This window comes from Collinsella sp. LCP19S3_H3, from assembly GCF_052119145.1.
Classification (GTDB): Bacteria; Actinomycetota; Coriobacteriia; order Coriobacteriales; family Coriobacteriaceae; genus Collinsella.
On record NZ_JBQKFW010000002.1, the window covers coordinates 39175 to 63569 of the forward strand.

27 protein-coding genes and 1 tRNA gene are annotated in these 24395 nt (G+C 60.1%); 23 read left to right on the top strand and 5 right to left on the bottom strand.

Annotation, left to right across the window (positions count from 1 at the left end; translation table 11 throughout):
* The first annotated feature begins 16 nt into the window (after nucleotides 1–16).
* The 22 genes from ACTQZF_RS01095 to ACTQZF_RS01200 all read left to right on the top strand — a co-directional run bounded on the left by ACTQZF_RS01095 (nucleotide 17) and on the right by ACTQZF_RS01200 (nucleotide 19313).
* A complete protein-coding gene (locus tag ACTQZF_RS01095) occupies nucleotides 17–826 on the top strand; it encodes a segregation and condensation protein A (RefSeq protein WP_441554310.1) in 810 nt (269 codons plus the stop codon).
* An 11-nt stretch (nucleotides 827–837) separates the two neighbouring features.
* A complete protein-coding gene (gene scpB, locus ACTQZF_RS01100; RefSeq protein ID WP_441554311.1) occupies nucleotides 838–1566 on the top strand; it encodes an SMC-Scp complex subunit ScpB in 729 nt (242 codons plus the stop codon).
* Nucleotides 1553–2518, top strand: a complete 966-nt coding sequence (locus ACTQZF_RS01105) for a pseudouridine synthase (protein ID WP_441554312.1) — start codon at nucleotides 1553–1555, stop codon at nucleotides 2516–2518. The genes scpB and ACTQZF_RS01105 overlap by 14 nt, the downstream gene beginning before the upstream one ends.
* A gap of 66 nt (nucleotides 2519–2584) precedes the next feature.
* Entirely contained in the window at nucleotides 2585–3271 is a 687-nt protein-coding gene (cmk, locus tag ACTQZF_RS01110) for a (d)CMP kinase (protein WP_441554313.1), read from the top strand.
* Nucleotides 3272–3274: 3 nt separating this feature from the next.
* Nucleotides 3275–4003: a lysophospholipid acyltransferase family protein gene (locus tag ACTQZF_RS01115; RefSeq protein WP_441554314.1), complete on the top strand. Its 729-nt coding sequence runs from the start codon at nucleotides 3275–3277 to the stop codon at nucleotides 4001–4003.
* A gap of 2 nt (nucleotides 4004–4005) precedes the next feature.
* Nucleotides 4006–4902 (top strand): 4-hydroxy-3-methylbut-2-enyl diphosphate reductase, encoded by an 897-nt coding sequence (locus tag ACTQZF_RS01120; protein WP_441554315.1) that lies wholly within the window; start codon nucleotides 4006–4008, stop codon nucleotides 4900–4902.
* Nucleotides 4903–4904: 2 nt separating this feature from the next.
* The gene (locus ACTQZF_RS01125; RefSeq protein ID WP_441554316.1) at nucleotides 4905–6347 is read left to right on the top strand and encodes a DUF512 domain-containing protein; all 1443 of its coding nucleotides are present in this window, start codon (nucleotides 4905–4907) and stop codon (nucleotides 6345–6347) included.
* A 10-nt stretch (nucleotides 6348–6357) separates the two neighbouring features.
* Nucleotides 6358–7692, top strand: coding sequence for a ribosome biogenesis GTPase Der (gene der, locus ACTQZF_RS01130; RefSeq protein ID WP_441554317.1), 1335 nt, complete (start codon nucleotides 6358–6360; stop codon nucleotides 7690–7692).
* Nucleotides 7685–8368, top strand: a complete 684-nt coding sequence (plsY, locus tag ACTQZF_RS01135) for a glycerol-3-phosphate 1-O-acyltransferase PlsY (protein ID WP_441554318.1) — start codon at nucleotides 7685–7687, stop codon at nucleotides 8366–8368. Before der ends, plsY begins: the two co-directional genes overlap by 8 nt.
* Before the next feature lie 9 nt (nucleotides 8369–8377).
* On the top strand, nucleotides 8378–9385 hold the full coding sequence (locus ACTQZF_RS01140; protein WP_441554319.1) for an NAD(P)H-dependent glycerol-3-phosphate dehydrogenase: 1008 nt from the start codon (nucleotides 8378–8380) through the stop codon (nucleotides 9383–9385).
* 18 nt (nucleotides 9386–9403) lie between these two features.
* The gene (gene rpe / locus ACTQZF_RS01145; protein WP_441554320.1) at nucleotides 9404–10075 is read left to right on the top strand and encodes a ribulose-phosphate 3-epimerase; all 672 of its coding nucleotides are present in this window, start codon (nucleotides 9404–9406) and stop codon (nucleotides 10073–10075) included.
* A 6-nt stretch (nucleotides 10076–10081) separates the two neighbouring features.
* Entirely contained in the window at nucleotides 10082–11260 is a 1179-nt protein-coding gene (locus ACTQZF_RS01150) for a cysteine desulfurase family protein (protein ID WP_441554321.1), read from the top strand.
* The gene (locus ACTQZF_RS01155; protein WP_441554322.1) at nucleotides 11257–12066 is read left to right on the top strand and encodes a Nif3-like dinuclear metal center hexameric protein; all 810 of its coding nucleotides are present in this window, start codon (nucleotides 11257–11259) and stop codon (nucleotides 12064–12066) included. Before ACTQZF_RS01150 ends, ACTQZF_RS01155 begins: the two co-directional genes overlap by 4 nt.
* Nucleotides 12063–12782 (top strand): zinc ribbon domain-containing protein, encoded by a 720-nt coding sequence (locus ACTQZF_RS01160; RefSeq protein ID WP_441554323.1) that lies wholly within the window; start codon nucleotides 12063–12065, stop codon nucleotides 12780–12782. Before ACTQZF_RS01155 ends, ACTQZF_RS01160 begins: the two co-directional genes overlap by 4 nt.
* A gap of 2 nt (nucleotides 12783–12784) precedes the next feature.
* On the top strand, nucleotides 12785–13999 hold the full coding sequence (coaBC, locus tag ACTQZF_RS01165) for a bifunctional phosphopantothenoylcysteine decarboxylase/phosphopantothenate--cysteine ligase CoaBC (protein ID WP_441554324.1): 1215 nt from the start codon (nucleotides 12785–12787) through the stop codon (nucleotides 13997–13999).
* Between the two features lie 80 nt (nucleotides 14000–14079).
* Nucleotides 14080–14156: transfer RNA gene (locus tag ACTQZF_RS01170), tRNA-Pro, on the top strand.
* A 295-nt stretch (nucleotides 14157–14451) separates the two neighbouring features.
* Nucleotides 14452–15156, top strand: coding sequence for a CDP-alcohol phosphatidyltransferase family protein (locus ACTQZF_RS01175; protein ID WP_441536134.1), 705 nt, complete (start codon nucleotides 14452–14454; stop codon nucleotides 15154–15156).
* Between the two features lie 66 nt (nucleotides 15157–15222).
* Nucleotides 15223–15657: an FHA domain-containing protein gene (locus tag ACTQZF_RS01180; protein ID WP_195838557.1), complete on the top strand. Its 435-nt coding sequence runs from the start codon at nucleotides 15223–15225 to the stop codon at nucleotides 15655–15657.
* Nucleotides 15658–15660: 3 nt separating this feature from the next.
* Nucleotides 15661–16545, top strand: coding sequence for a transcriptional regulator FtsR (ftsR, locus tag ACTQZF_RS01185; RefSeq protein WP_154516382.1), 885 nt, complete (start codon nucleotides 15661–15663; stop codon nucleotides 16543–16545).
* A 23-nt stretch (nucleotides 16546–16568) separates the two neighbouring features.
* Nucleotides 16569–17114 carry an adenine phosphoribosyltransferase gene (locus tag ACTQZF_RS01190; protein ID WP_441015444.1) on the top strand — a complete coding sequence of 182 codons (546 nt, stop codon included), beginning with the start codon at nucleotides 16569–16571 and terminating at the stop codon, nucleotides 17112–17114.
* 32 nt (nucleotides 17115–17146) lie between these two features.
* Complete coding sequence (locus ACTQZF_RS01195; RefSeq protein WP_441048408.1) at nucleotides 17147–18268, top strand: coiled-coil domain-containing protein; 1122 nt, start codon at nucleotides 17147–17149, stop codon at nucleotides 18266–18268.
* 178 nt (nucleotides 18269–18446) lie between these two features.
* Nucleotides 18447–19313, top strand: coding sequence for a DegV family protein (locus ACTQZF_RS01200; protein ID WP_441554325.1), 867 nt, complete (start codon nucleotides 18447–18449; stop codon nucleotides 19311–19313).
* Between the two features lie 73 nt (nucleotides 19314–19386).
* On the opposite strand, the gene ACTQZF_RS01205 is transcribed toward ACTQZF_RS01200, so the two are convergent.
* Both ACTQZF_RS01205 and ACTQZF_RS01210 read right to left on the bottom strand, forming a co-directional pair.
* On the bottom strand, nucleotides 19387–19998 hold the full coding sequence (locus ACTQZF_RS01205) for a DUF1836 domain-containing protein (protein WP_427726793.1): 612 nt from the start codon (nucleotides 19996–19998) through the stop codon (nucleotides 19387–19389).
* 154 nt (nucleotides 19999–20152) lie between these two features.
* On the bottom strand, nucleotides 20153–21091 hold the full coding sequence (locus ACTQZF_RS01210; RefSeq protein WP_441554326.1) for an NAD(P)/FAD-dependent oxidoreductase: 939 nt from the start codon (nucleotides 21089–21091) through the stop codon (nucleotides 20153–20155).
* 117 nt (nucleotides 21092–21208) lie between these two features.
* Here ACTQZF_RS01210 and ACTQZF_RS01215 point away from each other — a divergent pair, with 117 nt between their 5' ends.
* Nucleotides 21209–22510, top strand: a complete 1302-nt coding sequence (locus tag ACTQZF_RS01215) for an MGDG synthase family glycosyltransferase (RefSeq protein ID WP_441554327.1) — start codon at nucleotides 21209–21211, stop codon at nucleotides 22508–22510.
* Nucleotides 22511–22961: 451 nt separating this feature from the next.
* Here ACTQZF_RS01215 and dut read toward each other — a convergent pair whose 3' ends face one another.
* From dut to ACTQZF_RS01230, 3 genes are read right to left on the bottom strand one after another with little or no spacing between them, the layout of a single operon-like run.
* Entirely contained in the window at nucleotides 22962–23405 is a 444-nt protein-coding gene (gene dut / locus ACTQZF_RS01220; protein WP_154516364.1) for a dUTP diphosphatase, read from the bottom strand.
* Nucleotides 23406–23409: 4 nt separating this feature from the next.
* Complete coding sequence (gene nrdR / locus ACTQZF_RS01225; protein ID WP_154516361.1) at nucleotides 23410–23853, bottom strand: transcriptional regulator NrdR; 444 nt, start codon at nucleotides 23851–23853, stop codon at nucleotides 23410–23412.
* A 51-nt stretch (nucleotides 23854–23904) separates the two neighbouring features.
* Nucleotides 23905–24354: a LysM peptidoglycan-binding domain-containing protein gene (locus tag ACTQZF_RS01230; protein ID WP_441554328.1), complete on the bottom strand. Its 450-nt coding sequence runs from the start codon at nucleotides 24352–24354 to the stop codon at nucleotides 23905–23907.
* Nucleotides 24355–24395 lie beyond the last annotated feature (41 nt).

Sequence of the window (24395 nt, forward strand, 5' to 3'; positions counted from 1 at the left end):
TCAAAGGAGGTCGAAGATGTCGTATCGCGTGTCGACGCAGGTCTACAGCGGACCGTTCGACCTGCTACTGCAGCTGGTAACCCGCCAAAAAGTTGATATCGGCGCCATCTCGATCAGTGAGGTGGCCGAGCAGTACCTGGCCGAGGTCGAGCGTATTGAGGCGCTGGACCTGGACGTGGCGAGCGACTTTTTGCTGGTCGCGGCAACCCTTTTGGACATCAAGGCCGCCTCGCTGGTGCCCCAGGAGGCCCCGCACAAAGCCGACGACGATGACGAGATTGACGAAGACCTCGAAGAGCTCAGCACACTCGACGGCGACGCCCTGCGCGAGGTCCTGATCCAGCGCCTGATCGCCTACAAGCAGTTTAAGGGCGCGGCGGCGGCCCTTGGCGCGCGCATGCAGGCCGAAAGCCGCATGCATCCGCGTGTGGCCGGCCCCGACCCCGAGTTCTTGGGCCTTATGCCCGACTACCTGGCCGGCATCACGCTGCGCGGCCTCGCCGTCATCTGCGCCGACCTGGACGGCAAGCGCCAGGCCTTCCTGCTGGAGGCCGAGCACGTGGCGCCGCATCGCGTGCCGCTCGACTTGACGGTGGCCTCGGTCGACCGCTTTACCATGGCGCACCAAACCTGCACCTTCCGCGAGCTGCTGGACGGCGACGCCACCACCGAGCAACTCGTCGTCACCTTCCTGGCCATGCTGGAGCTCGCCAAGCGAGGCTCGCTCACTCTGAGCCAGGACGAGATCTTTGGAACCATCCGCATCAACCGCGTCGAGGGCGCCGAGGCATACGTGCCCGGCGAGGGCCCCGAGCTCACCGAATAGGAGCGGCAACCATGTCAACCCTTTCCACGCCAGAGGCAAACAGCCTCAAGGGCGCCTTGGAGGCGCTCCTGCTGGTTTCGAGCGATCCCGTGAGCGCGCCCGCGCTGGCAGATGCGCTGGATATCGCCCCCGGCGAGTGCGCGTCGCTTTTGGCCGAGCTCAAAGTTGAGTACGAGGAGGCTAATCGCGGCTTTCAGCTGCGCGAGGTCGCCGGCGGCTGGCGCCTGTTTACGCATCCTGCCTACCACGATGTGGTCGAGTCCTATGTGCTGAGCTGGGACACGCAAAAGCTGTCGCAGGCGGCGCTCGAGACCCTTGCTGTGATCGCCTACCACCAGCCCGTCACGCGCGAGGTGGTCAAGGGCATCCGCGGCGTCAACTCCGACGGCGTCATCGCGTCGCTCGTTGACAAGGGTCTGGTGCGCGAGCTCGGTCGCGACCCCCAGCGCGGTCAGGCCATCATTTACGGCACGACCAACGCCTTTTTGGAGAAGTTCGGTCTGCGCTCCACCCGCGACCTGCCCGATCTGGAGCAGTTTGCCCCCGACGAGCAGTCGCGCCAGTTTATCCGCGAGCGCCTGAGCGGCCGCAGCATTCAGTCTACGCTCGAGGAGCAGGTCGAGGACCTGGACGAAGAGCGCGAGCTGCTGGATACCGATGTTGAGGATGTCGAGGCAGCCGGCGGCGAGGAAACACTTGCCACCGACGACGCTGCGGAGGATACGCATGACGAGGACTAACGAAGCAGGGGAGACGCGTACCGCTGGCGCCACGGGCGCACCCGCGACCGACGCCCAGCCCGTCTACCCGCACACCATGCGCCTGCAGCGCTTTTTGGCGCGCGCGGGCGTGGCGAGCCGCCGCGGCTCGGAGGACCTGATGACCGCCGGCCGCGTGACTGTCAACGGCCAGGTCGCGACCGAACTGGGCACCAAGGTCGATGTGGACCGCGACCATATCGAGGTTGACGGCATGCCCGTCAAGCTCAACCAGGGTGCCGTGTACCTGATGCTCTACAAGCCGACCGGCTATCTCACCACCATGAGCGATCCGCAGGAGCGCCCCTGCGTGGCCGACCTTGTCCCGCGCGACCGCTTTCCGGGCCTGTTCCCGGTGGGTCGCCTGGACCGAGACACCACGGGCCTTTTGCTCTTTACCACCGACGGCGACCTGTCGCAGGACCTGCTGCACCCCAGCAAGCACGTCTACAAGACCTACCAGGCGCTCGTGGACGGCCACCTGACCGATCGCGACTTGGAACCGCTGCGCCGCGGCATCGAGCTCGACGACGGCCTGTGCCAGCCGGCGATCTGCCGCGTTATTACCGCGCGCGAGGCCGAGGCGGTGGCCCCGCAGGGTGTGAAGCCCGGCACAACCGCCGTGGAGGTCATTATCCGCGAGGGGCGCAAGAACCAGGTCAAGCGCATGCTGAGCAAGATCCACCACCCGGTGATCCGCCTGCACCGCTGTAACTTTGCCGGCCTGGAGCTCAAGGACGTGGCCAAGGGCTCGTGGCGCGAGCTCACCGACCGCGAGGTACAGATCCTTAAGGCCGGCGGCATCCCGCCCAAGCAGGCCGGCGCCAAGCGCGCCGCCGCGCCGGCGGCCAACCCCGCGAGCCGCACGCGCCATCACGGCAGCCACGGCTCCGCGCCCAAGCGCAACACCTACCGCGAGCGCTACACGGGCTAGCCAGTCCGCCAGCAAGCAGCGCCCGCGCCCCATACCAGCACGTCAACCACCGAAAGGAAGCATTGCATGATCGTCGCCATCGACGGCCCCGCCGGTTCCGGCAAGTCCACCATCGCCAAGGAGATCGCCCGCCAGCTGGGCTTTAACAAGCTCGACACGGGCGCCATGTATCGCGCCGTCACCTTCGCCGCGCTCGACCGCGGCATCGATCTGGACGACGAGGCTGCCATCGACGCCCTCGCCGAACAGATCGAGATCCGCTTTACCAACGGCACCGGCGAGGACACGCGCCTGACCATTGACGGCCAGGACGCCTCGGCTGCCATTCGCACCCCGCAGGTGGACGCCAACGTCTCCAAGGTCTCGGCCTACCCGGGCGTACGCGCGGCCATGCTCATCCATCAGCGTCGCGCCGCCGAGGAGCGCGACATCGTGGCCGAGGGTCGCGACATCGGCACCGTCGTGTTCCCCAACGCGCAGGTCAAGGTCTTTCTGACCGCCGACCCGCGCGAGCGCGCCCGTCGCCGCGTGCTGCAGCGCCACCAAAACGACGCCCAGCCGCTCACCGAAGAGCAGCTCGAGGCCGAGGTCGACGAGACCCTCGACGCCCTCAAGCAGCGCGACAAACTCGACAGCAGCCGCGAGGTCGCGCCGCTCGTGCCCGCCGAGGACGCCGTGCATGTCGACTCCACCGCACATACCATCGACGAGGTCGTCTCGATAATCGAGGACCTCATCAACCAAAGGAGGTAGCTCATGCGCCTGTTTAAGCAGACGCCCGAGGATTACTACAACGCGCCTTATGCCGAGTTCCCCGTGCTCATCCGCGGCACCGTCGCCGTGGTCATGGGCATCCTGTGGGTCTTCTCCAAGCTCATGTGGCGTTGGAAAGTAGAGGACAGCGACCTGCTGTTTGAGCGCCAGGAAGGCCGCGGCAGCGTGGTCATCTGCAACCACACCTCGATGGCCGAGCTCCTGGCTGTAGAGACGGCGCTGTTTTTTGGCGGCCGCCGCATTCGCCCCATTTTTAAGTCCGAGTTTGCCAAGAGCAGGATCGTGCGCTGGGCCTTTAGCCGCGTGGGCGGCATTCCCGTCGAGCGCGGCACCGCCGACATGAAGTGCCTGCGCGCCGCCCAGCATGCACTCCAGCGCGGCGAGGACGTCCTGATCTTCCCCGAGGGCACGCGCATCCGCTCGCGCGAGATTAAGCCCGAGGTCCACGGCGGTTTTGCGCTCATTGCCCAGATGGGCAAGGCGCCCGTCAACCCGCTCGCCATCTGCGGCTGGTCCGATATCACGCCTGCGGGCAAAAAGCTTATGCGCCCCAAAAAGTGCTGGATCCGTGCCGGCAAGGCCATCTCGCTATCCGATGCACCGGCCGAGCTCAAGCGCAAGGAGCGCCTGGCATGGTTTGAGTCCGAGGCCATGAGCCGCGTCTACGCCATGCGCGACGACCTGTGCGCCGAGCACCCCGGCAGGTTCTAGCCATGGGCGAGAACGTCATGAATACCACCGCGACCGCCGCTGAGGAGGTCGTCCCCACCATCGAAATTGCAGCGCACGCCGGTACCTGCTACGGCGTACAGCGTGCACTCGACATGGCCCTGGCCGCCGCGCCGCAGGCAGGGGAGAGCGCTCAGGTCCACACCCTGGGCCCGCTCATCCATAACCCCATCGTGGTGCGCGAGCTCGCCGAGGCAGGCGTTGATCTGGCAGACACCTTGGACGACGCCGCATCGGGCACCGTGGTCATTCGCGCGCACGGTGTGGTGCCGCAGGTCATTGAGGCTGCTCGCGAGCGCGGCCTTACCGTGGTCGATGCCACCTGCCCCTACGTCAAGAAGGTTCATGTGGCGGCTGAGCGCCTGGTGCGCGAGGGCTACCGTGTGATCGTCGTGGGCGAGCCGGGCCACCCCGAGGTTGAGGGCATCCTGGGCCACGCCGGCGATGACGCGCAGGTCGTGAGTTGCGCCGCCGATGCGGACGCGCTGCCGCTCAAGGGCAAGGTGGGCCTGGTCGTGCAGACCACCCAAACCGCGCAGAACCTGGCCGAGGTCGTGGCCTCCATCACCCCGCGCGTGCAGGAGCTGCGTGTGATCAACACCATCTGCGCTGCCACGAGCGAGCGACAGCAGGCGGCCGCTGCACTTGCCAACCGCTGCGACTGCATGGTCGTCGTGGGCGGCAAAAATTCGGGCAATACGCGCCGCCTGGCACAGATTTGTGCCGATGTCTGCGAGCACACCCATCACATCGAGGAAGCATCCGAGCTTGAGGCCGCATGGTTTGCCAACGCGCGCCGCATCGGCATCACCGCCGGAGCCTCAACTCCGCAAGAACACATCGAACGCGCCGTTGCGCGCATCAAGGAGCTTTGTCGCTAATCATGGACCAGACCGTACCCGCATACGCCGCCGAGGTGGCCGATTACGGGCGCAGCCGCGACCCCGAGCCGGGTGAGGGCGCGCTCGTAAAGAACGTGCGTCCCGAATCGCCCGCATGGGATGTGGGTATCGAGCCGGGCATGCGCGTGCTCACGGTCAACGGCGAGCAGCTGACCGATATGATCGTGTGGCTCTGGGAGGCCGACGAGGACACCGTCGAACTTGAGGTTCTCGACCCGCGCGACGGCACCGTCACCCCCGTCGAGCTCGATCGCTTTCCCGGCGAGGACTGGGGCCTTGAGTTCGACGGCCCTATCTTTGACGGCATGCGTACCTGTGTGAACGCCTGCGTGTTCTGCTTTATGACCATGCTGCCCAAGGGCGGCCGCTCCACGCTGTATATTCGCGATGACGACTACCGCCTGAGCTTTTTGCAGGGCAACTTTGTTACGCTCACGAACCTTTCCGACGAGGACGTACAAAACGTTATCGACCGCAATATGAGCCCCATGAACGTGTCGGTCCATGCCGTGAGCCCCGACGTCCGCCGCCGCATGATGGGCCGCAACGCCCAGCGCGGCATGGACGTACTCGAGGCCATCATGGCCGCCGGCATCGAGATCCACGCACAGATCGTTTTGTGCCCCGGCATGAACGACGGCGAGGAGCTGCAAAAGACCCTACGCTTTTGCGAGGAACACGAGCAGATCACCAGCCTGGGCATCGTGCCGCTCGGTTTTACCAAGCATCAGAGGCGCTTTACCTGGTCATACAGCGACAAACCTGAGCTCGCGCGCGAAACCATTGCCATGATCCGTCCCTTCCAGGATCGTGCCTACAAGCGCTTTGGCCGCCACACCTTCCAGATGAGCGACGAGTTCTATCTGGACGCCGGCATCGAGCCACCCCAGGCCGATTTTTACGACGGCTACCCGCAGTATTACGACGGCATCGGTATGATTCGCTCGTATCTGGACGAGACTGACGATGTGCTCACCGCCGACGCCGAGCGTCTGCGCCGCGTTCGCGCTGGCATCGCCGGGCGCAACCAGCGCCTCCTGTGCCTCTCCGGCACCAGCGCGCGCGACACCGTGGCGCGCTTTGTGGAGTCGCCACGGGGCCTTGCCGGCACCGTCACCGCTATCGAAAACCGTTACTTTGGCGGCAACGTGGACGTGACCGGCCTCATCGTCGCCTGCGACATTCTGGAGCAGCTGCCGCAGGACCTCTCGGGGGTTATGCTCTTTGTGCCTAAGCTCATGTTCAACGCTGACGGCATGACGCTTGACGAGTATCATCGTGACGATTTACTCGCAAGCCTTGAAGCTCGCGGCGCCGAGGTTCATGTGGTGTCAACCATGCCGCATGAGCTGCTCGATACCCTGGAGCATATCCTTGGCATTGTGCCCGCAGGCTCTAACATTTCCACTGACCCTACCCATTAAAGGAGTGCAGATGAAACCTATCGTCGCCGTCGTCGGACGCCCCAACGTGGGCAAGTCCACGCTCGTTAACCGCCTGGCCCAGACCTCGGACGCCATCGTCCATGAGTCCCGCGGCGTAACGCGCGACCGCTCCTACCACACGGCCGACTGGAACGGCCGCGAGTTCACCATCGTCGACACGGGCGGCATCGAGCCGCTCAAGAGCGATGACGTCTTTGCCACGTCCATCCGCGACCAGGCCCTCGCCGCAGCCGAGGAAGCCGCCGTCATCCTGTTTGTGGTCGACGGCCGCACCGGCGTCACCGAGGAGGACGAGTCGGTCGCCCGCATGCTCAAGCGCTGCGACAAGCCGGTCTTTCTGCTGGTGAACAAGCTCGACAACCCCGATCGCGAAAACGACAGCATCTGGGAGTTTTATTCGCTCGGCATCGGCGAGCCAACGCCGCTCTCGGCCCTGCACGGCCACGGCACGGGCGACCTGCTCGACGACATCGTTGCCCTGTTGCCCGAGGAGGAGGACGAGGTCGCCGACGAGTTCCCCGACGCGCTGAACGTCGCCATCATCGGCCGCCCCAATGCCGGTAAGTCCTCGCTGTTCAACCGCATCCTGGGTGCCGACCGCTCTATCGTGTCCAACATCGCCGGCACCACGCGCGACGCCATCGACACCGTCGTGGAGCGCAACGGCAAGCACTACCGCATGGTCGACACCGCGGGTATTCGCAAGAAGAGCACCGTGTACGAGAACATCGAGTACTACTCCATGGTCCGCGGCCTGCGCGCCATCGACCGTGCTGACGTGGCACTGCTCGTCGTCGACGCCTCCGTGGGCGTTACCGAGCAGGACCAGAAGGTCATGGGCTTGGCCATCGAACGCGGCTGCGCCATCGTCGTACTGCTCAACAAGTGGGATCTGCTCGACGACGACCGCAAGCGCGAGGCCTGCATGGAGACCGTCGACCGCCGTCTGGGCGTCATGGCTCCCTGGGCCCAGTACCTGCGCATCTCGGCCCTGACCGGCCGTAGCGTCGAGAAGATCTGGGCGATGGTCGACGCCGCCGAGAAGACGCGCTCGCAAAAGATCAGTACCTCGCGCCTCAACACCTTCCTCACCGACCTGCGCGAGTTTGGCCACACCGTGGTGGACGGCAAGCGTCGCCTGCGCATGCACTACGTGACCCAGACGGGCGTCAACCCGCCGACGTTTACGTTCTTCGTCAACCACAGCGACCTGGTCAACGACACCTACCAGCGCTATGTGGAGAACCGTATGCGCTCGACCTTCGATTTTTCCGGCACGCCCATTCGACTCTTCTTTAGGAAGAAGGAGCAAAAGGATGCATAATCCGTTTCTGCTGACCGCCATCTGCGCCGTGGTCTCGTTCTTTATCGGAGCGATTCCGTTTGGCCTGATCCTGGGCCGCGTGTTCAACCACACGGATATTCGCAAGGCGGGCTCCGGCAACATCGGCACCACCAACGCCCTGCGCGTAGCCGGCCCCAAGGTCGCCGCGCTCACGCTGCTGCTCGACTGCTTGAAGGGCGCCATCTGCGTCCTTATCGCGCGTCCGCTCATCGCGAGCGTGGGCTATGGCTTCCCGGTGAGCATCATGGCTCCCGGTGCCGCCGGCGACTGGATGCTCGGCGTCATTTGCCTGGCTGCCGTGTGGGGACACATCTTCTCGCCCTACCTCAACTTCCGTGGCGGTAAGGGCATCGCCGTGGGGCTGGGCGTCATACTGGCCTGGTACTGGCCCATCGGACTTTCGCTACTGGGCATGTTTATCGTGGCCGTCGCCATCACCAAGTATGTGTCGGTGGGCTCGCTTGCCGCGGCCATCGGTCTTCCCATCGCCGCCTGCGCGGTCTTTCCGTACAGCAGCCTGGGACTCAAGTTTTGTATGGCGATGATCGGCATCACCGTGGTGTGGGCCCATCGCGCGAACATCAAAAAGCTCATGACGGGTAAGGAATCCAAGCTCTCGTTTACCAAGCGAGTCACCGAGCCCGACGATAAGTAGGAGAGAGTCATGAATGTTGCGCTGATTGGCTCCGGCTCCTGGGGAACCGCCGTCGCCGGCCTTGCCGCCGCGCGAGCCGAGCGCGTGACCATGTGGGCCCATAGTGAGCAGACGGCCGCCGGCATTAACGGCGAGCACCGCAACCCGCGCTATCTGGTGGACTACGTGCTGCCCGGCAACGTCGCCGCCGCCACGGACCTGTCGCTGGCGCTCGACGGTGCCGATGCGATCATCTTTGCTGTGCCTTCGACGCACCTGCGCGACGTGTGCCATCGGGCAGCGCCGTTTATCGATACCGAAACTCCGGTCCTGTGCCTCACCAAGGGCATCGAGCCCGAGTCCGGCCTGCTCATGAGCGAGGTCATCGCCAGCGAGATCGGCAACGAGATGCGTGTGGCGGCGCTCTCGGGCCCCAACCATGCCGAGGAGATATGCCGCGGCGGACTTTCCGCCGCCGTCATCGCCAGCAAAGGCTCGCAGGTAGGGGAGACCTTTAAGGACCTGCTCCTATCCACGGCCTTCCGCATCTATCTGTCGCAGGACATGACTGGCGTCGAGGTTTGCGGCGCCATGAAAAACGTCATCGCCATCGTGTGCGGCATCTCCGCCGGTACCGGCGCGGGCGACAACACGCTCGCCCTTATCATGACGCGCGGCCTGGCAGAAATCAGCCGACTGGTGCACGCCCGCGGCGGCCAGGCCATGACCTGTATGGGTCTTGCCGGCATGGGTGACCTTATTGCCACCTGCACCTCCGAGCATTCGCGCAACCGCACCTTCGGCTACGAGTTTGCCCACGGCGTATCGCTCGACGAGTACCAGGCGCGCACGCATATGGTGGTCGAGGGCGCCGTAGCCGCCCGCAGCGTGAGCGAGCTCGCCCGTTCGCTGGGCGTAGACATTCCGCTCACCTTTGCCGTGGAGCAAACGCTCTACAACGGTGTTACTTTGGATAGGGCGCTCGAGATCCTTACCGACCGCGTCCCCTCTCAAGAGTTCTACGGACTCACCGACTAGCGCAGAAAGGCTACTACCATGGGTTCCATCAAAATCGCTCCGTCCGTCCTTTCGGCTGACATGGCCAACCTCAAGGGTGAGCTCGACAAGATCGCCGGTGCCGACTATGTGCACTTCGACGTCATGGACGGACACTTTACCGGCAACCTCACCTTTGGCGTCGATATCCTCAAGGCCGTCAAGCGCTCCACCGACGTGCCGGTCGAAGCGCACCTGATGGTGTCGAACCCCGACGAGACCGTCGATTGGTATGCCGACGCCGGCGCCGATATGATCACCGTGCACTACGAGGCCTCCACGCACCTGCACCGCACGCTCACGCACCTACAGCAACGCGGCGTCAAGGCCGGCGTGGTGCTTAACCCCGCCACCCCCGTCTGCGTGCTCGAGAGCATCATCGAGGTCGTCGACATGGTGCTGCTCATGAGCGTGAACCCCGGCTTTGGCGGCCAGAGCTTTATCCCGGGCACGCTGCATAAGCTCCACGAGCTCAAGGCCATGTGCGAGCGCCACGGTGTGTCGCCCATGATCGAGGTCGACGGCGGCATCTCTTCCAAAAACATCGCCGAGGTCGTCAAGGCCGGTGCCGATGTCCTGGTGGCCGGCTCCGCCGTATTTAAGTCCGAAGATCCCGCCGCCGAGGTTGTGCTGCTGCAGAAGCTGGGCAACGAGGCCGCACAGGAGGCATAAACCCTTATGACCGCAGGTCAAAACCGCATACCCGTGAATCTTGACTATGCCGCCTCGACGCCCATGCGCGCCGAGGCGCTCCTTGCGCAGCGCGAGTACGACGAAAGCGAGCTTGCCGGCGTCAACCCCAACTCGCTGCACTCGCTCGGCCGCAAGGCTGCCGCACGTCTGGAGGTTGCACGCCGCGAGATCGCCCGCAGCTTTGGCACACGCGTTCGCCCGTCCGAGATTGTCCTAACCAACGGCGGCACCGAGGCCAACCAGCTGGCGCTCCTCGGACTTGCCGAGGGTGCTCGTCAGCGCGATCGTAAGCGCGAGCGCGTGATCGTGTCTGCGATCGAGCATGATTCAATCCTGGACAACCTATCGCTGCTGCGAGCCGCGGGCTTTATCGTCGACTTAGTGCAGCCCTGCCGTGCGGGCTACATCGAGCCTGCCGAGCTGAGCGACTTGTTGGGCGACGACGTCGCGCTCGTGAGCATCATGGCCGCCAACAACGAGACCGGTGTGGTACAGCCTATTCGCGAGCTTGCCGCGGCTGCGCACACCGCGGGTGCCCTGTTCCACACCGATGCCATCCAGGGCTATCTGCATATTCCGCTCGATGTGACCGAGCTGGGCGTCGATGCCATGACCGTTGCAGCACACAAGATTGGCGGCCCCGTAGCCTCCGGCGCGTTATACCTAAAAAGCCGCACGCCGCTGCGCCCCCGCATCTTTGGCGGAGGACAGGAAGCCGGACGTCGTGCCGGCACGCAGGACCTGCGCACGCAGCTGGCCTTTGCCGCTGCCGCCTCGTCTCTGGCGCCCCATGTGGCTCAGGAGCGCGAGAAGCTGCAAGCCCTTTCCGACAAGCTCTACGCTACGCTCACGGCCCATCCGCGCATTCACGCCACCATGGGCGACTACACGCAGGCCGACCGTCTGCCCGGCATGGTTTCGATCTATATTGACGGCATGGACTCCGAGGAGCTCATCATCAAGCTCGACGCCGCCGGTTTTGAGGTTTCGGCCGGATCGGCTTGCTCGAGCGGCAGCATGGACCCGAGCCACGTGCTCAGCGCCATGGGCATTGGTCGCGAGCAGGCGCTGGGCGCACTGCGCATCTCCTTCGATGACCGCGTGAATCCGGCCGATCTGGACGACTTTGCCCAGACGCTGCTCTCGATGGTAGGTGCCGCATGATCGTCGCCGATCTCGAGCGCGCCCTGCTGGCACGCTATCCCAAAACGGACGCCGAGCCCTGGGACCACGTAGGCTTTTCCGTTGGCGACCCCGACGACGAGATCCGCGGCGTTGCCTGCGCGCTTGACGCCACCAGGGTCAACGTGCAGCGCGCCTTGGAAGCCGGAGCCAACGTGTTGCTCACGCATCATCCCGTCTACATCAAGGCGCCCGAGTCGTTTTGCCCGCCTAGCGCAACGCGCCCCCAATGCAGCGCGGCGCTCTACGAGGCGGCCCGCTGCGGGGTGAGCATTATCTCGCTCCACACCAACCTGGACCGCTCGCACGAGGCACGCATCTGCCTAAGTAAGCTGTTGGACGCGGCGCCTGCAAGCTCGTTGGAGCACGTGGACGACCCCAAGGCCTGCGGCCTGGGAGTTTTTGCGACACTCAACGACCCGTGTACGCTGCGCGATCTTTCTGCCCGTGCTGCCACGGCCTTCGGAAGCGACCCACGCGTATGGGGCGATGCCGAGCGCCCGTGCCGCACCGTCGCCATTCTGGGCGGCTCCCTCGGCGACTTTGGCGAGCTTGCCATCGCCGCCGGTGCGGATGTCATCGTGACGGGCGAGGCGGGATATCACGTGGCGCAAGATCTTGCCTTGCGCGGGCTGAGCGTGATCTTGCTCGGCCACGACCGCTCCGAGGAGCCGTTCGTGGATATCTTGATGAACTCTGCGGTTGACGCCGGGGTCGACCCCCGTCATGCGATTAAAATACTGAACCCTTGCCAATGGTGGACAGTGACAAAAGGAGAGAACTTATGAGCGCCGGCGCTACGCTACTCAAGCTGCAACAGATCGATTTGGAGCTCGCCCGCAACAAGAGCGAACTTGCCAATATGCCGGAGCTCAAGGAGCTCGCCTCAAAGCGCAAAACCTATGTAAAGCTTAAGTCCGAAATGACCAAGCTCTATGCTCAGCGCAAGGACCTCGACATTGAGCTGGACGATCTCAACACCACCGAGATCCAGACCAACAACGCCATCGAGGCCGCCAAGAAACGCTACGTCGACGGCTCTGACTACCGCGAGGTTCAGGATCTGGAAAACGAGCTCGCCACCCTGGCCAAGCGCCTGGACAAGATTGAGCACACCCGCAAGGATGTCGTTGTCGCCCACAAGGAGGCGCTCGACCGTGAGGCTCGCGCGCAGGCCATCATCGCCAAATTCGAGGAGGGCGTAAAGGCCGACGCCGAGGCCGCCCGTGCCAAGGCCGCCGACCTCCAGGCCCAGATTGATGCCGCCACCAAGGAGCGCACCGCGCTTGCCGCCACGCTGCCGACCGACGTGCTCACCGACTACGAGCGTCTGCTCAAGCAGTTCCGTGGCCTGGCCGTCGAGACCATCAAGGGCAACATCCCCACGGTCTGCCACACCGCGCTGCAGGCGTCGTCCATGAGCGACCTCAACCACGACGGTAGTGAGATTACGCACTGCCCGTACTGCCACCGCCTGCTCGTGCTCCCCAACAAGGAAGCCTAACAATGACGACGGCACCCGACAATTCAATGCAACTTGAGGGAAAAACGATCCTGCTGGGCATTACCGGCGGGATCGCCGCCTATAAGTCGTGCAATATCGTGCGCCTGATGCAAAAGCGCGGCGCACGCGTCAAGGTCGTTATGAGCGAGCATGCCACGGAGTTTGTGGGCCCGCTCACCTTTCGCGCGCTCACGGGCGAGCCGGTCGCTGTGGGTCTGTTCGACGACCCCTCCGACCCCATCCACCATATCTCGCTGGCGCAGGAGCCCGACTTGGTGGTCGTGGCGCCCGCGACGGCCAATATCATCGCCAAGATGGCCAACGGCATCGCCGATGACCTCATCTCCACTACGCTGCTTGCCACGCCGCGTCCTATCGTGGTCGCGCCGGCCATGAACAATGGCATGTGGAAGGCGCCGGCCACGCAGGCCAACATGACCACGCTGCGCGAGCGCGGTGTCCACGTTGTGGGTCCGGGTAGCGGCTACCTTGCCTGCGGCGATGTGGACACGGGACGCATGAGCGAGCCCGAGGACATCGTCGAGGCCGTCTGCAAGCTGCTCGACCCCGCTCCTCAGGACCTTGTGGGCAAGCGCATCGTGATCACCGCCGGCCCCACGCACGAGCCGATCGACCCCGTGCGCTTCATTGGCAACCGTTCATCGGGCAAGATGGGTATCGCCCTGGCGGGGGAGGCCGCGCGTCGCGGTGCCGCCGTCACGCTCGTGCTGGGACCGACATCGCTCGACGTTCCCTGCGGTGTAGAGTGCGTGCGCGTACAAACCGCCGCGGAAATGCTCCAGGCTGCGCTGAGCGCCTTCCAGACGGCCGACGCGGCCATTTGTGCCGCCGCCGTTGCCGACTACACGCCTGCAGCCCCGGCGGACCATAAACTCAAAAAGGCCAACGAGCGCCTGGATCGAATTGATCTCGTCGAGACCGTTGACATCCTGGCCGAACTCTCACGCCAAAAGGGCGATCGCCGTGTAATCGGCTTTGCGGCCGAGACCGATAACGTCGTGGAGTACGCGCAGCGCAAACTCGTGCGCAAGGGTTGCGATGCCATTATCGCCAACGATGTCTCGCGCGCCGATTCGGGCTTTGGGACCGATACCAACAAGGCCTGGATAGTGAGTACAGCGGGCACGCAAGAACTTCCCGTACTAACAAAACCCCAGCTCGCAGATACAATTTTAGACTTGCTTCAAAATTTGTAAAAAAGTTCTTGCACAAGGACAAAGTTTCGGGTTACTATACTCCCTGTTGCGAGCGAGAGCAGAGCAACAAACATAAGCTTCGGGACGTGGCGCAGCTTGGTAGCGCACTTGACTGGGGGTCAAGGGGTCGCTGGTTCGAATCCAGTCGTCCCGACCAGAAGTTTGCAGGTCAGGCACCTAGTGCCTGACCTTTTTTGTTTTAAGCAATTGCTTATAGCAACGAAGAGTCAACGACTTTCCCGTTCAATGAGTCTGCGCAACAAAAAACCTGTACATCAGCCTCCAAAAACAACATTTTTCGACATGTTTGGAGGCTGATGTACACAAAAGCGATAAACATCCCGGCCGATACCGTCCTCCACATGTCTGGACTCTCTATGCTCGCGCTGGATAGACGTCGCCAGAACGGGTATAGTATCGAGAGTTTTGTCGTTTACCAGCGGGGGAGTCCTGTGGGCATCAAAAAGAAGATCAAAAAGGAGCTTATCGGCACCTCCGATTACCCGTCGAATAAGATTTTCACGATCTCCAATTTCATTACCTTCACGCGCCTGGTCCTCACGCTGGTCTTCCTGTACCTGTTTGTGACGGACAACAACCGTGTCGTCGCCATAGTCATCTATGCCATCGCGGCCTCCACCGACTGGATGGACGGTCAGATTGCCCGCATGACTAAAACGGTCTCGTGGCTCGGCAAGGTTATGGATCCCATCTGCGACCGTGCGCTGCTATTTACAGGCGTTTTAGGTCTCGTGGTTCGCGGCGAGCTTCCCATCTGGGTCTGCGTGCTCATCATTGGGCGCGATATCTACCTGGGCATCGGCACGCTCATCGTGCGCCACTACCACCGCCGCCCCATCGACGTAGTGTTTCCCGGCAAGATTGCCACGGCGCTGCTCATGACCGGCTTCTCGCTCATGCTGCTGGGCTTTCCCGTCGTGGACGGCTGGCATCTGCTGCCTGCCACGTTCACGGCCTTCCCGGGCCTCAACGGCAGCTCGGTACCGCTCGGCATCTTCTTTGTGTATGGCGGCGTCATCTTCTCCATGCTCACCGCTGTCATCTATTCCATTAAGGGTGGAGCGGCCATTAAACAGGCTGTTGCGCATCCAGAGGACGAAGACGTCGACTTTCTTAACCCCGAAATCGAAGACTAAGCCATTGGGGTATTATTACGTACAGTTCATTCTTTGCGGCATGTCCGCGTTAAGTTAGGGGTTGTCATGGACAACATGGTTAACAATATGCCTCAAAACGATAAGACTGCCGACGCAACCTGCGTCTTCCGTGTGCCTTCGAGCGACGTTACCGTTCCCGATCTTATGGCGAACGTTCGCATCACTGCCCCCGTTCTGTCTATTGTCAAGGGGCCGCAGACCGGTGCTGCCTTTGAACTCGAGGATGATGTGACCACCATTGGCCGCGATCCGGCAAACGGCATTTTCCTCAATGACATGACCGTATCGCGTAGCCACGCACGCATTATTCGCGAGGGTCTGGCTGCTCGCATCGAGGACTTAGGCTCGCTCAACGGCACGTGGGTTGACGGCGCTATCGTCAATGCCGCCCCGCTGCACGACGGATCTTCCGTCCAGATCGGTACGTTTACGCTCATCTACCACGAGAGCACGCCGGAGCGCATCGAAACCGGTGAGTAGGGCATGGCCGAACGCAACTATCTGAGTATCGGCCAGGTCGTCAATTTACTTCGAGGCGCATACCCCGATCTTTCGAACTCAAAAATTAGATTTCTAGAAGATGAGGGGCTCATCACCCCTCATCGTACGCCTAAGGGGTATCGCCAATACTCCAAGGAGGACGTTGACCGTCTTGAGGTCATTCTGCACCTGCAGAAGACTCGCTACATGCCGCTCAACGTGATCAAGCAACGTCTGGAAAACGCTACAGATCTCTCCACGCTTGCCTACGAGGTGGGTCTGCTGTCCGATGTTCCGCTCAAGACGGAACCAAAGGAAACCAAGCAGAAACTGCACCCCATCGAGACCATTCCGGATATGTTGGGCGTCGAGATCTCGTTTATTCGCTCCTTGGCCGAAAACGACCTTATTCGCATTATCAAGAGTCCGCAGAACCGTGAGCTCGTCGACGGGCGCGATTTTCCGATTATCCGCTACTGTTCCGAGCTGTCACGCTTTCATATCGAGCCGCGAAACCTTCGTCAGTACGTATCATCCGCCAACCGCGAGTCTTCGATGTTCGAGCAAGTGCTCGTGAGTATGCTTGGCATGGACACCTCCGATGACGAACGCGATGCCAAGCTCGAACGCGCGTTTAAGAAGTTACATGACCTCACCGAGGGCGTGCATACTGCGCTGCTCAAAAACCGCGTGTTTGAGTCACTCAACGCCGTAGTCGAGGACGCCGATATCGATGCCCTCGATGAGGAGATCGCACGCTCCGAATCAACCAAAGCCAAAAGCGAAGAGGCATCTGCCTCCGCGGTCCCCGTGCGCGAGGAATCCCTCGTGCAGCCGCTTAAGGTTGTCGCCCCCTCGCACACCGGCACCGCCAGCGCGGACAAATAAACGCTTCTACAAACCAGCCTCCCATGAAAGGTCACACCATGTACGACTTCGAATCTCACATCGTCGACATCCCCGACTATCCCGAGCCCGGAGTCGTCTTTAAGGACATCACGCCGCTCTTTAGCAATCCCGAAGCGCTTAAAGCCATGGTCGACGCGCTAGCGGAGCATTTCTCCGGCATGGGCATCACTAAGGTTGTAGGACCCGAGGCTCGCGGTTTTATGGTAGGCGTGCCTGTTGCCGTGGCACTCGGCGCCGGCTTTGTTCCTGCACGTAAACCGGGAAAACTGCCACGTAAGACCGTTAGCCAGGAATACGAGCTCGAGTATGGAACCGATTCGATTGAGATTCACGTCGATGCCATCAGCTCTAAAGATACCGTGTTGATTCTGGACGACTTGGTCGCGACGGGCGGAACCGTCGAGGCAACAGGTAAACTGGTGCGAGATATGGGCGCAAAGCTCGTAGGTTATGGTTGTATCCTTGAGCTTGCGTTTCTTAATCCGCGCAAGAAGCTCACGCCTTCTAACGAGGACGTTGAGCTCTTTAGCCTGGTAACGGTGGACTAGCCGCTACCCTTAGATACCGGAAAGGAAGCTCCATGCGCACAGCAAACACGCACAAAAACATGGCACGCTGCGCTGCTACGGCAACCCTCGCTTGTGTTTTGGGCTTGGGCCTCGCGGCTCCTGCCTATGCCGATACCGCGTCCGATCTTGCCGCCGCTCGTACCAAACTCGAGCAGATCGGTACGCAAACCCAGCAAATTCATGAAGAACTCTCCGCTCAGACGCAGGAACTTGATCAGACTGCAGGCGAGATCACGCAAAAGCAGCAAGAGATTGCCGAGGGTCAGGCAAAGCTTTCGAGCTACGTTGCCGGTGAGTACAAGACCGGCGGTCTGAGTCTCCTTCAGGTTCTGACGGGCGTCGACGATCTGGGCGATATGCTCAACCGTTTGTTCTACTACGGCAAGGTTTCCGACAAGCAGGCCCAGACCATTCAGGAGGTCAAGAACCTTAAGCAGCAGCTCACCGATAAGCAGGCCGAGCAGGAGAAGAACGTCGCCGCGACGCAGAAGAAGGTCGACGAGCTCAATGCCCAGCAGGCTGAGGCCCAGAGTGTCGTGAACTCCCTGGATTCACAGCTGCAGGCCGAGCTTGCCGCCGAGGCCGAGGCGAACGCCGCGCTGCAGGCTGGCATAAATGCCAGCACCGCCGAAAAGGCTACGGTGAGCAACGACACCGCCGGTACGACCGAGAACACCAACAATGGTGGCGGTACGACCAACAATGGCGGCGGTAACACGCCTGCGCCCGCGCCCGCTCCTGCTCCCACGCCGCAGCCCTCGACGCCCGCCCCGGCACCGGCCCCTTCCGCGCCGAGCCAGTCCGTTGACGGCGGCAGCGTTGTCTCTCGCGCTTATAGCAAGCTTGGTTGTGCTTATTCCTGGGGCGGCATTGGCCCGAACAGCTTTGACTGCTCCGGCTTTGTAAGCTACTGCCTCACCGGTCGCTACTGTCGCCTGGGCACTACCGGCACCTTCATGGGTTGGCCCCGTGTTTCTGATCCTCAGCCGGGCGACGTCGTTGTTAACTCTTACCACACCGGCATCTACATTGGTAACGGCCAGATGATCCATGCTTCCGACTACAGCACGGGAGTTATCATCAGCTCTGTTGCCGCTGGCATGAACAACAATTATATTTTCGTTCGCTATTAAGTGTTTTTAACTCAGCTAACGAAAGTGGACCTCGTATCCTTTGGGAGCGAGGTCCATTGTTTTATCTCGACCGCCCATTTTGTGTGTAAACTACAATCTAGTTTTGAATACTAGATATGCGCAGCATCTATCCAAAAGATAGCTATAATTGTTGAGGAACAACTAGAAAGGACCCTCAATGAGCTGGGCACTCATCTCAGATTCGAGCTGCAATCTTCGCGATTGGCAACCAACCGCACCTCATACCACCTTTGCATTTGCACCCCTTAAGATCCGAGTGGGGGAGCGTGAATTTGTCGACGATCTCTCGCTCGATGTTCACGAGCTTAATGTTGCCATTCAATCGGAATCCAGCGCATCATCGAGCTCCTGCCCAAGCGTAGGGGAGTGGGCTGAGCTCTTTAAGCTCGCCGACAAGACGATCTGCATGCCCATCTCCGAGGGCGTCTCGGGAAGCTACAATGCCGCGGCCACGGCACGTGACATGGTGCTTGCCGAAGAGCCCAATCGTAAGATTCACCTGGTTAATTCGCGCGCAGCAGGCGGCAAGATGGACCTGATCTTCTTACTGTTTGATCGTTATCTAGCAAGTAAACCGGATGCCTCCTTTGAGGAAGCCTGCGCCTACTTCGATAGCTTGGAGCAGAACAGCAAGATCCTCTTTAGTTTATGCAATTACGAAAACCTTGCGAAGGCCGGACGTATCCCCAAGGCGGCCGGTGTTATTGCCAACAAGCTCAACATCCGCATTTTGGGCACGGCGAGCGAAGCGGGTGAAATTGAACTCGTTGGGCATACGCGTGGCGAAAAGAAGATGCTCGCCAAGATTGTCGACACCATGGAGGCCGAGGGTTTCACGGGCGGCGAGGTCATCATCGATCACGTTGAGAACGAAGCTGGAGCCCAAGCGCTTGCCGACCGCATTGTGGAGCACTGGCCAGGCTCCAAGATTATCATCATGCCCTGCAACGGCCTAGATTCCTATTACGCCGAGATGCATGGTCTCATCATCGGCTACGGCATGGGCATGGCTTCGGGCCAATAAAGCTCAACCAAGCAAAAACGCGGGCGGGACAAAGTGCCTGATGGCTCTTTATCCCGCCCGCGTTATACGTCGCCTAGCTATTAAACCCATTAAACTTGAGGTAGCTCATCAGATACGCCTTCGATACAAAGGACGAAACCGCACTGCGTACGAGCAATGACTCGCGCGTAACCTGATGTGCGGTATCGGGCACCGGAGTCTGCTCAAGGGAAAAAGCCGCACGAATCGATGCCTCAAGCTGATCGACTACATAATCGAAAGCCGTCGGAGCGTCGTAGCTCAAGCGCTGAATATTAAAGAGCGCCTGAACCGCAGCGATGGGCAGCACCTGCTTAAAGATACAAATGGCGATGAGACGCGCAATCTGCTCACGGCCATACTGCTTTTTAACCGGAGCAGGAACGAGGCCGACCTTTACGTAGTTATTGATCATCGAAGGCGTGATAACGGGCTGCTCTACGCAAATCGAAAGCGGCTCCATCCACAGCGCAACATATTCAATAACCTGATCGCGATAGAGTGTTACGTTGGGTAGCTGGTCATAGCGTGGCAGGCTCAACGCATTGAGTTTACCCACCATATCGGACTGAATAAATGCATCCGGCAGCACCGTCGGCTGAATATCCTCCGGCTTAATGCTGACCGATGTATCGGACATCGGGATAACATGTTTGACGTGGTTCATAAGAGGCCTCCGTTCGTTTTCTATATTGTATTCTAGATTATCTAGTTTTGCATACCACATAGCCGCTAAGTAAAAGTGGTTGGACAGCACATTGACGCACCGTCCAACCACTATGTATAAAGATAGCAACCTTACATAAGATATATTATCGTACTTATCCTCGTAAGAAGGCGTATGCGCTGGTTGCCGCTATGGCTCCGTCCGAAACGGCGGTCACAACCTGGCGTAAACGCTTGGAACGGATATCGCCGGCAGCAAACAAGCCCGGCGTGCGCGTGGCCATCGAGTCGTCGGTAACGATACCGCCGTCAGGCGCCAGATCCACCAGATGCTGTACAAGCTCGGTATGGGGCTGTGTTCCGGCAAAGACAAAGATGCCAAACGAACCTGGATCGAAGGACTCGGAATAGGTATCACCGGTGGCGTTGTCCTTAAACGTGATAGTTGTAGGCATGGCCTCGCCCGATAGCTCCACAATACTAGTTTGGTACCTAACAGAAATATTATCTTTTGCGAGCACCTTTTGAACCACGCCATCGGGAGCACGGAACTGATCACGGCGCAAGACGATGGTCACGCTGCTGGCAATTTCTGATAAGAACAGGGCTTCCTCGCAGGCAGCATTACCGCCGCCAATGACAAAGACCTGTTTGCCACGAAAGAACATGCCGTCGCACGTCGCACAATACGAAACGCCGCGACCGCGATACGTATCCTCGCCAACAAAACCAGCAGAGCGCGGCGTGGCGCCCATGCAAGCGATAACACTCGAGGCCACCGTGTCGCCCGTATCGTGATGCACCGTAAACAGCGCCGCATCCGTATCGTAATCGATACCCGTCACCATGCTCCATACGACCTGCGCACCCAGGCCCTCTGCATGTTGCTGAAAACGCTCGCCGAGTTCGGCGCCGCTCAAGAGCGGAATGCCCGGATAGTTTTCGACCTCATTGGTTGTGGCGATCTGTCCTCCCGACATGCCTTGCTCAATCACGGTCGTCGTTAGATTGGAGCGCGACGCATAAATGGCTGCAGCATAGCCCGCTGGGCCGCCGCCGATAATCGCAACATCGATCGGCTGATTGGTAGTCATGGAGTGTCCTCTCATCGAAACATTGGTGTTCTTTGCGCTCATACCCAAATTTAGGAGAACATGACAGTCATGCACTACAATGATTCTTTGCGAAACAACGATGAAGGGGAGTTATCGATGGATCAAACGCAGATGGGCAATGACGCTCCCCTGCCCACGCAAAGCGCCCCTCAATCGGAGCAATTGATGCCGTCACCTGGACAAAAGCCCTTAGTGACCATTGTCCACGCATCGGTTGGTTCGGGACACAAAGCGGCAGCCAATGCTATCGCACAAGCATTCGAGCTTATACGCGGTACCAAGGGCATACCGCAGGATGTCGAGATTGAGGTCTTGGATATCCTCGATTTTGGACGCATAAAATTCGACGGCAACAAAACGGCCGCATCGTTTACCGGCGCCACACGCCCAATTTATGACTTGACCTGGCGATATACCCTTACCGGACACCTGCTTTGGGGCGGCGGCACGGCATGGTCGCGCATTATGTTCCCCGCATTTAACGAATACGTTCGCACTCGTAGGCCTATTGCCGTGGTCGCCACACATATCACGGCAGCCAACGTTGCGGTTGGTGCGCGCGTCATTACGGGCATCGACTATCCCGTCATTTGCGTGCCGACCGATTACGAGGTCGAGGGCTGGTGGCCCCATAAGGACACTGACTTATTCTGCGTGGCAAACGAGTTTATGGCCGAGACGCTCCGCCCACGCAAGGTTCCCGAGGCAAAGATACGCATTACGGGCATCCCTATTCGCACTGGATTTGACACGGATTACAATCGTGAGGAAGAACTCGAGAAGTTCAATCTCCCTATCGACAAGACCATTGTGCTGGTAATGGCCGGCGCCAGTTTGCCTCAACCGTACGTTCGCTTTCGCGCGGCGATGGACCACACCCTCCCCTTCCTCCGTAGCTTCGAGGATATGCACTTTGTCTTTTTGCCGGGCAAGGACACGGAATACGCCACGCGCCTGAAAACGCTCTTCGAAGCCATGAAACTCGAAAACGTCACGGTCCTTGACTATGTCGATGACATGGCAGCGCTCATGCACGGCTGCGATCTGGCCATTCTCAAATCGGGCGGACTCACTGTTACCGAATGCCTGTGTGCACACCTGCCGATGATTCTGCTGGGCAAGTCCTATGGCCAGGAAAAGGCCAACACCACCATGCTCACCGACTTGGGCGCCAGTATGCATGTCACCACCGCACGCGAGCTCATCGTGACGCTGCGCCATCTCCACGATCATCCCGAGTCGCTCAAGGCACTGCTCATCAATGGCGAAGTGCTACGCCGTCCACACGCGGCCGAGGACATCGCCATCGCAACCATGGAACTTGTAGGCAAGCCCCAAAAGCGCAAACGAGCCTTCTGCCGCTTCTACTGGGGCGGAAAACCCGCGCATATCCGCTAGCATTGGACTGTCCGCTTGCCTGCGGGAGGCCCCTATATATCATCCCGTGCTCAAACATTCTCGCTTCGCTGCGAAACTGCGCGCGGGACGATATATAGGGGCCTCCCGCAGGCAAGCTGCGTTTACGTATTAGCAGCTATACCAGATTCCCCACCATTAGAATCTGCAAAGGCGAAACCGGAAAATTCAAATGTAGTAAGCCAATGCGACAAAGGGACTGTTCCTTTGTCGAATTGGCTTACTAGAATGTAAATATTTTTCAAGCGAGTAGCCGCCCGCCCGCCTCTCACACATATCGTTCCACGCGCAGTTTCGCAGCGAGCGAAGCGAAGCGAGAATGTTTGAGCATGGAATGATATGTGTGAGAGGCGGGCGGGAGGGATACGAGCGCCCCCGCGAGAATGTTTGAGCATGGAATGATATATAGGGGCCACCCACGGGTGAGCGGACATTACAATACGCCGCTAGAACCGAAACCGCCGGCTCCTCGGTCGGTTTCGTCTAGTTCGTCTACCTCCACGAGATTGACCGTGGGAACTTCTTGGATGACAAGTTGAGCGATTCGGTCACCCTTGTTGATCTGGATTTCATTGGATGGATCCAGGTTGATAAGGATGACTTTGAGTTCTCCTCGGTAGTGGGCGTCGATGAGGCCAGGAGTGTTGACTATAGACAGACCCTGCTTAATAGCCAGGCCACTGCGAGGCTGAACGAAGCCAGCGTATCCATCGGGCAGCGCGATCGCAAGGCCAGTAGAGACCAAGCGTCGCTCGAAGGGCTTAAGGGTACAGTCCTCATTGGCACGGAGGTCCAAACCGGCATCAGTGGGATGGGCGTATTTGGGAAGCTCGATCGTAGGGTCGAGACGCTTAATGTTGACCGTAATGTTGGACATAAAATCACCTTAGCTTGTCGAGCTCTTGCAAAAACTCATCGATGTCTTTGAAATCGCGATAGACCGAGGCAAAGCGAATGTAGGCCACCTTGTCGATCTTGGCCAAGCGCTTAAGCACCATGTCGCCCAGGTCGTGGGACGTAACAGCCGTCAGCGTACGGGAACGCAGCTCCACCTCGATGTCATCGATGAGCTCATTGAGCTTTTTCGTGTCGATGTCGCGCTTAATCGTAGCGCGCATTAAGCCGACCAGCAGCTTATTGCGATCGAACCGCTGCTTTGACCCGTCAGATTTGATGACCTCGATGGGGTCTTCGCATCGCTCGAATGTTGTGAAGCGATAGTTGCACGAACAACATTCACGACGACGTTTAATGGTGTTATTAGATTCCTGCATACGGGAATCGACAACACGGGTATGTGCATTGCCGCATCTGGGACAGCGCATGGTACCTCCTCCAAAACGATAACAAGGGTACCATGTGCCGGAGTTTAAATCTTACGAACGCGCAGGAACTTTAAGAACGTCACCCGCATCGAGTGACCCATGCTCCAGATGATTGACACTGCGAATTATGTCAGAAGTCTCCTGTGTAGAAAGACCGTCGACGGAATGCTCCTGAGCAAGCGACCACAAGGAATCTCCGGACTGTACATGAATCGTCTCGTAGGTAACGTTGGCAACGGAATCAGCATATGCTGCATGACGAGCAGAAAAGACTGAAGCGGAAAGAACAAAAAACAAGGTGAACGCTACGGCAACAGCGACTATTGTCGAGGCCTTTAGGGCAACGGGAGCCGAAACAGCGACTGCATGTTTGGAGCGAACAGGCCCAGCGGCCATGGCTTGAAAATCGCAGCGTCCGCCCTTCACGACCGTAAAGGAAGGCGATACGGGCGTCTCATACTTAAGGGCGAGGTTTCCCTGGACCATATCCGTTGCATTCATCATGTTCTCCTCTCGCGTTTTTTGACGAGAACTGTTTTATC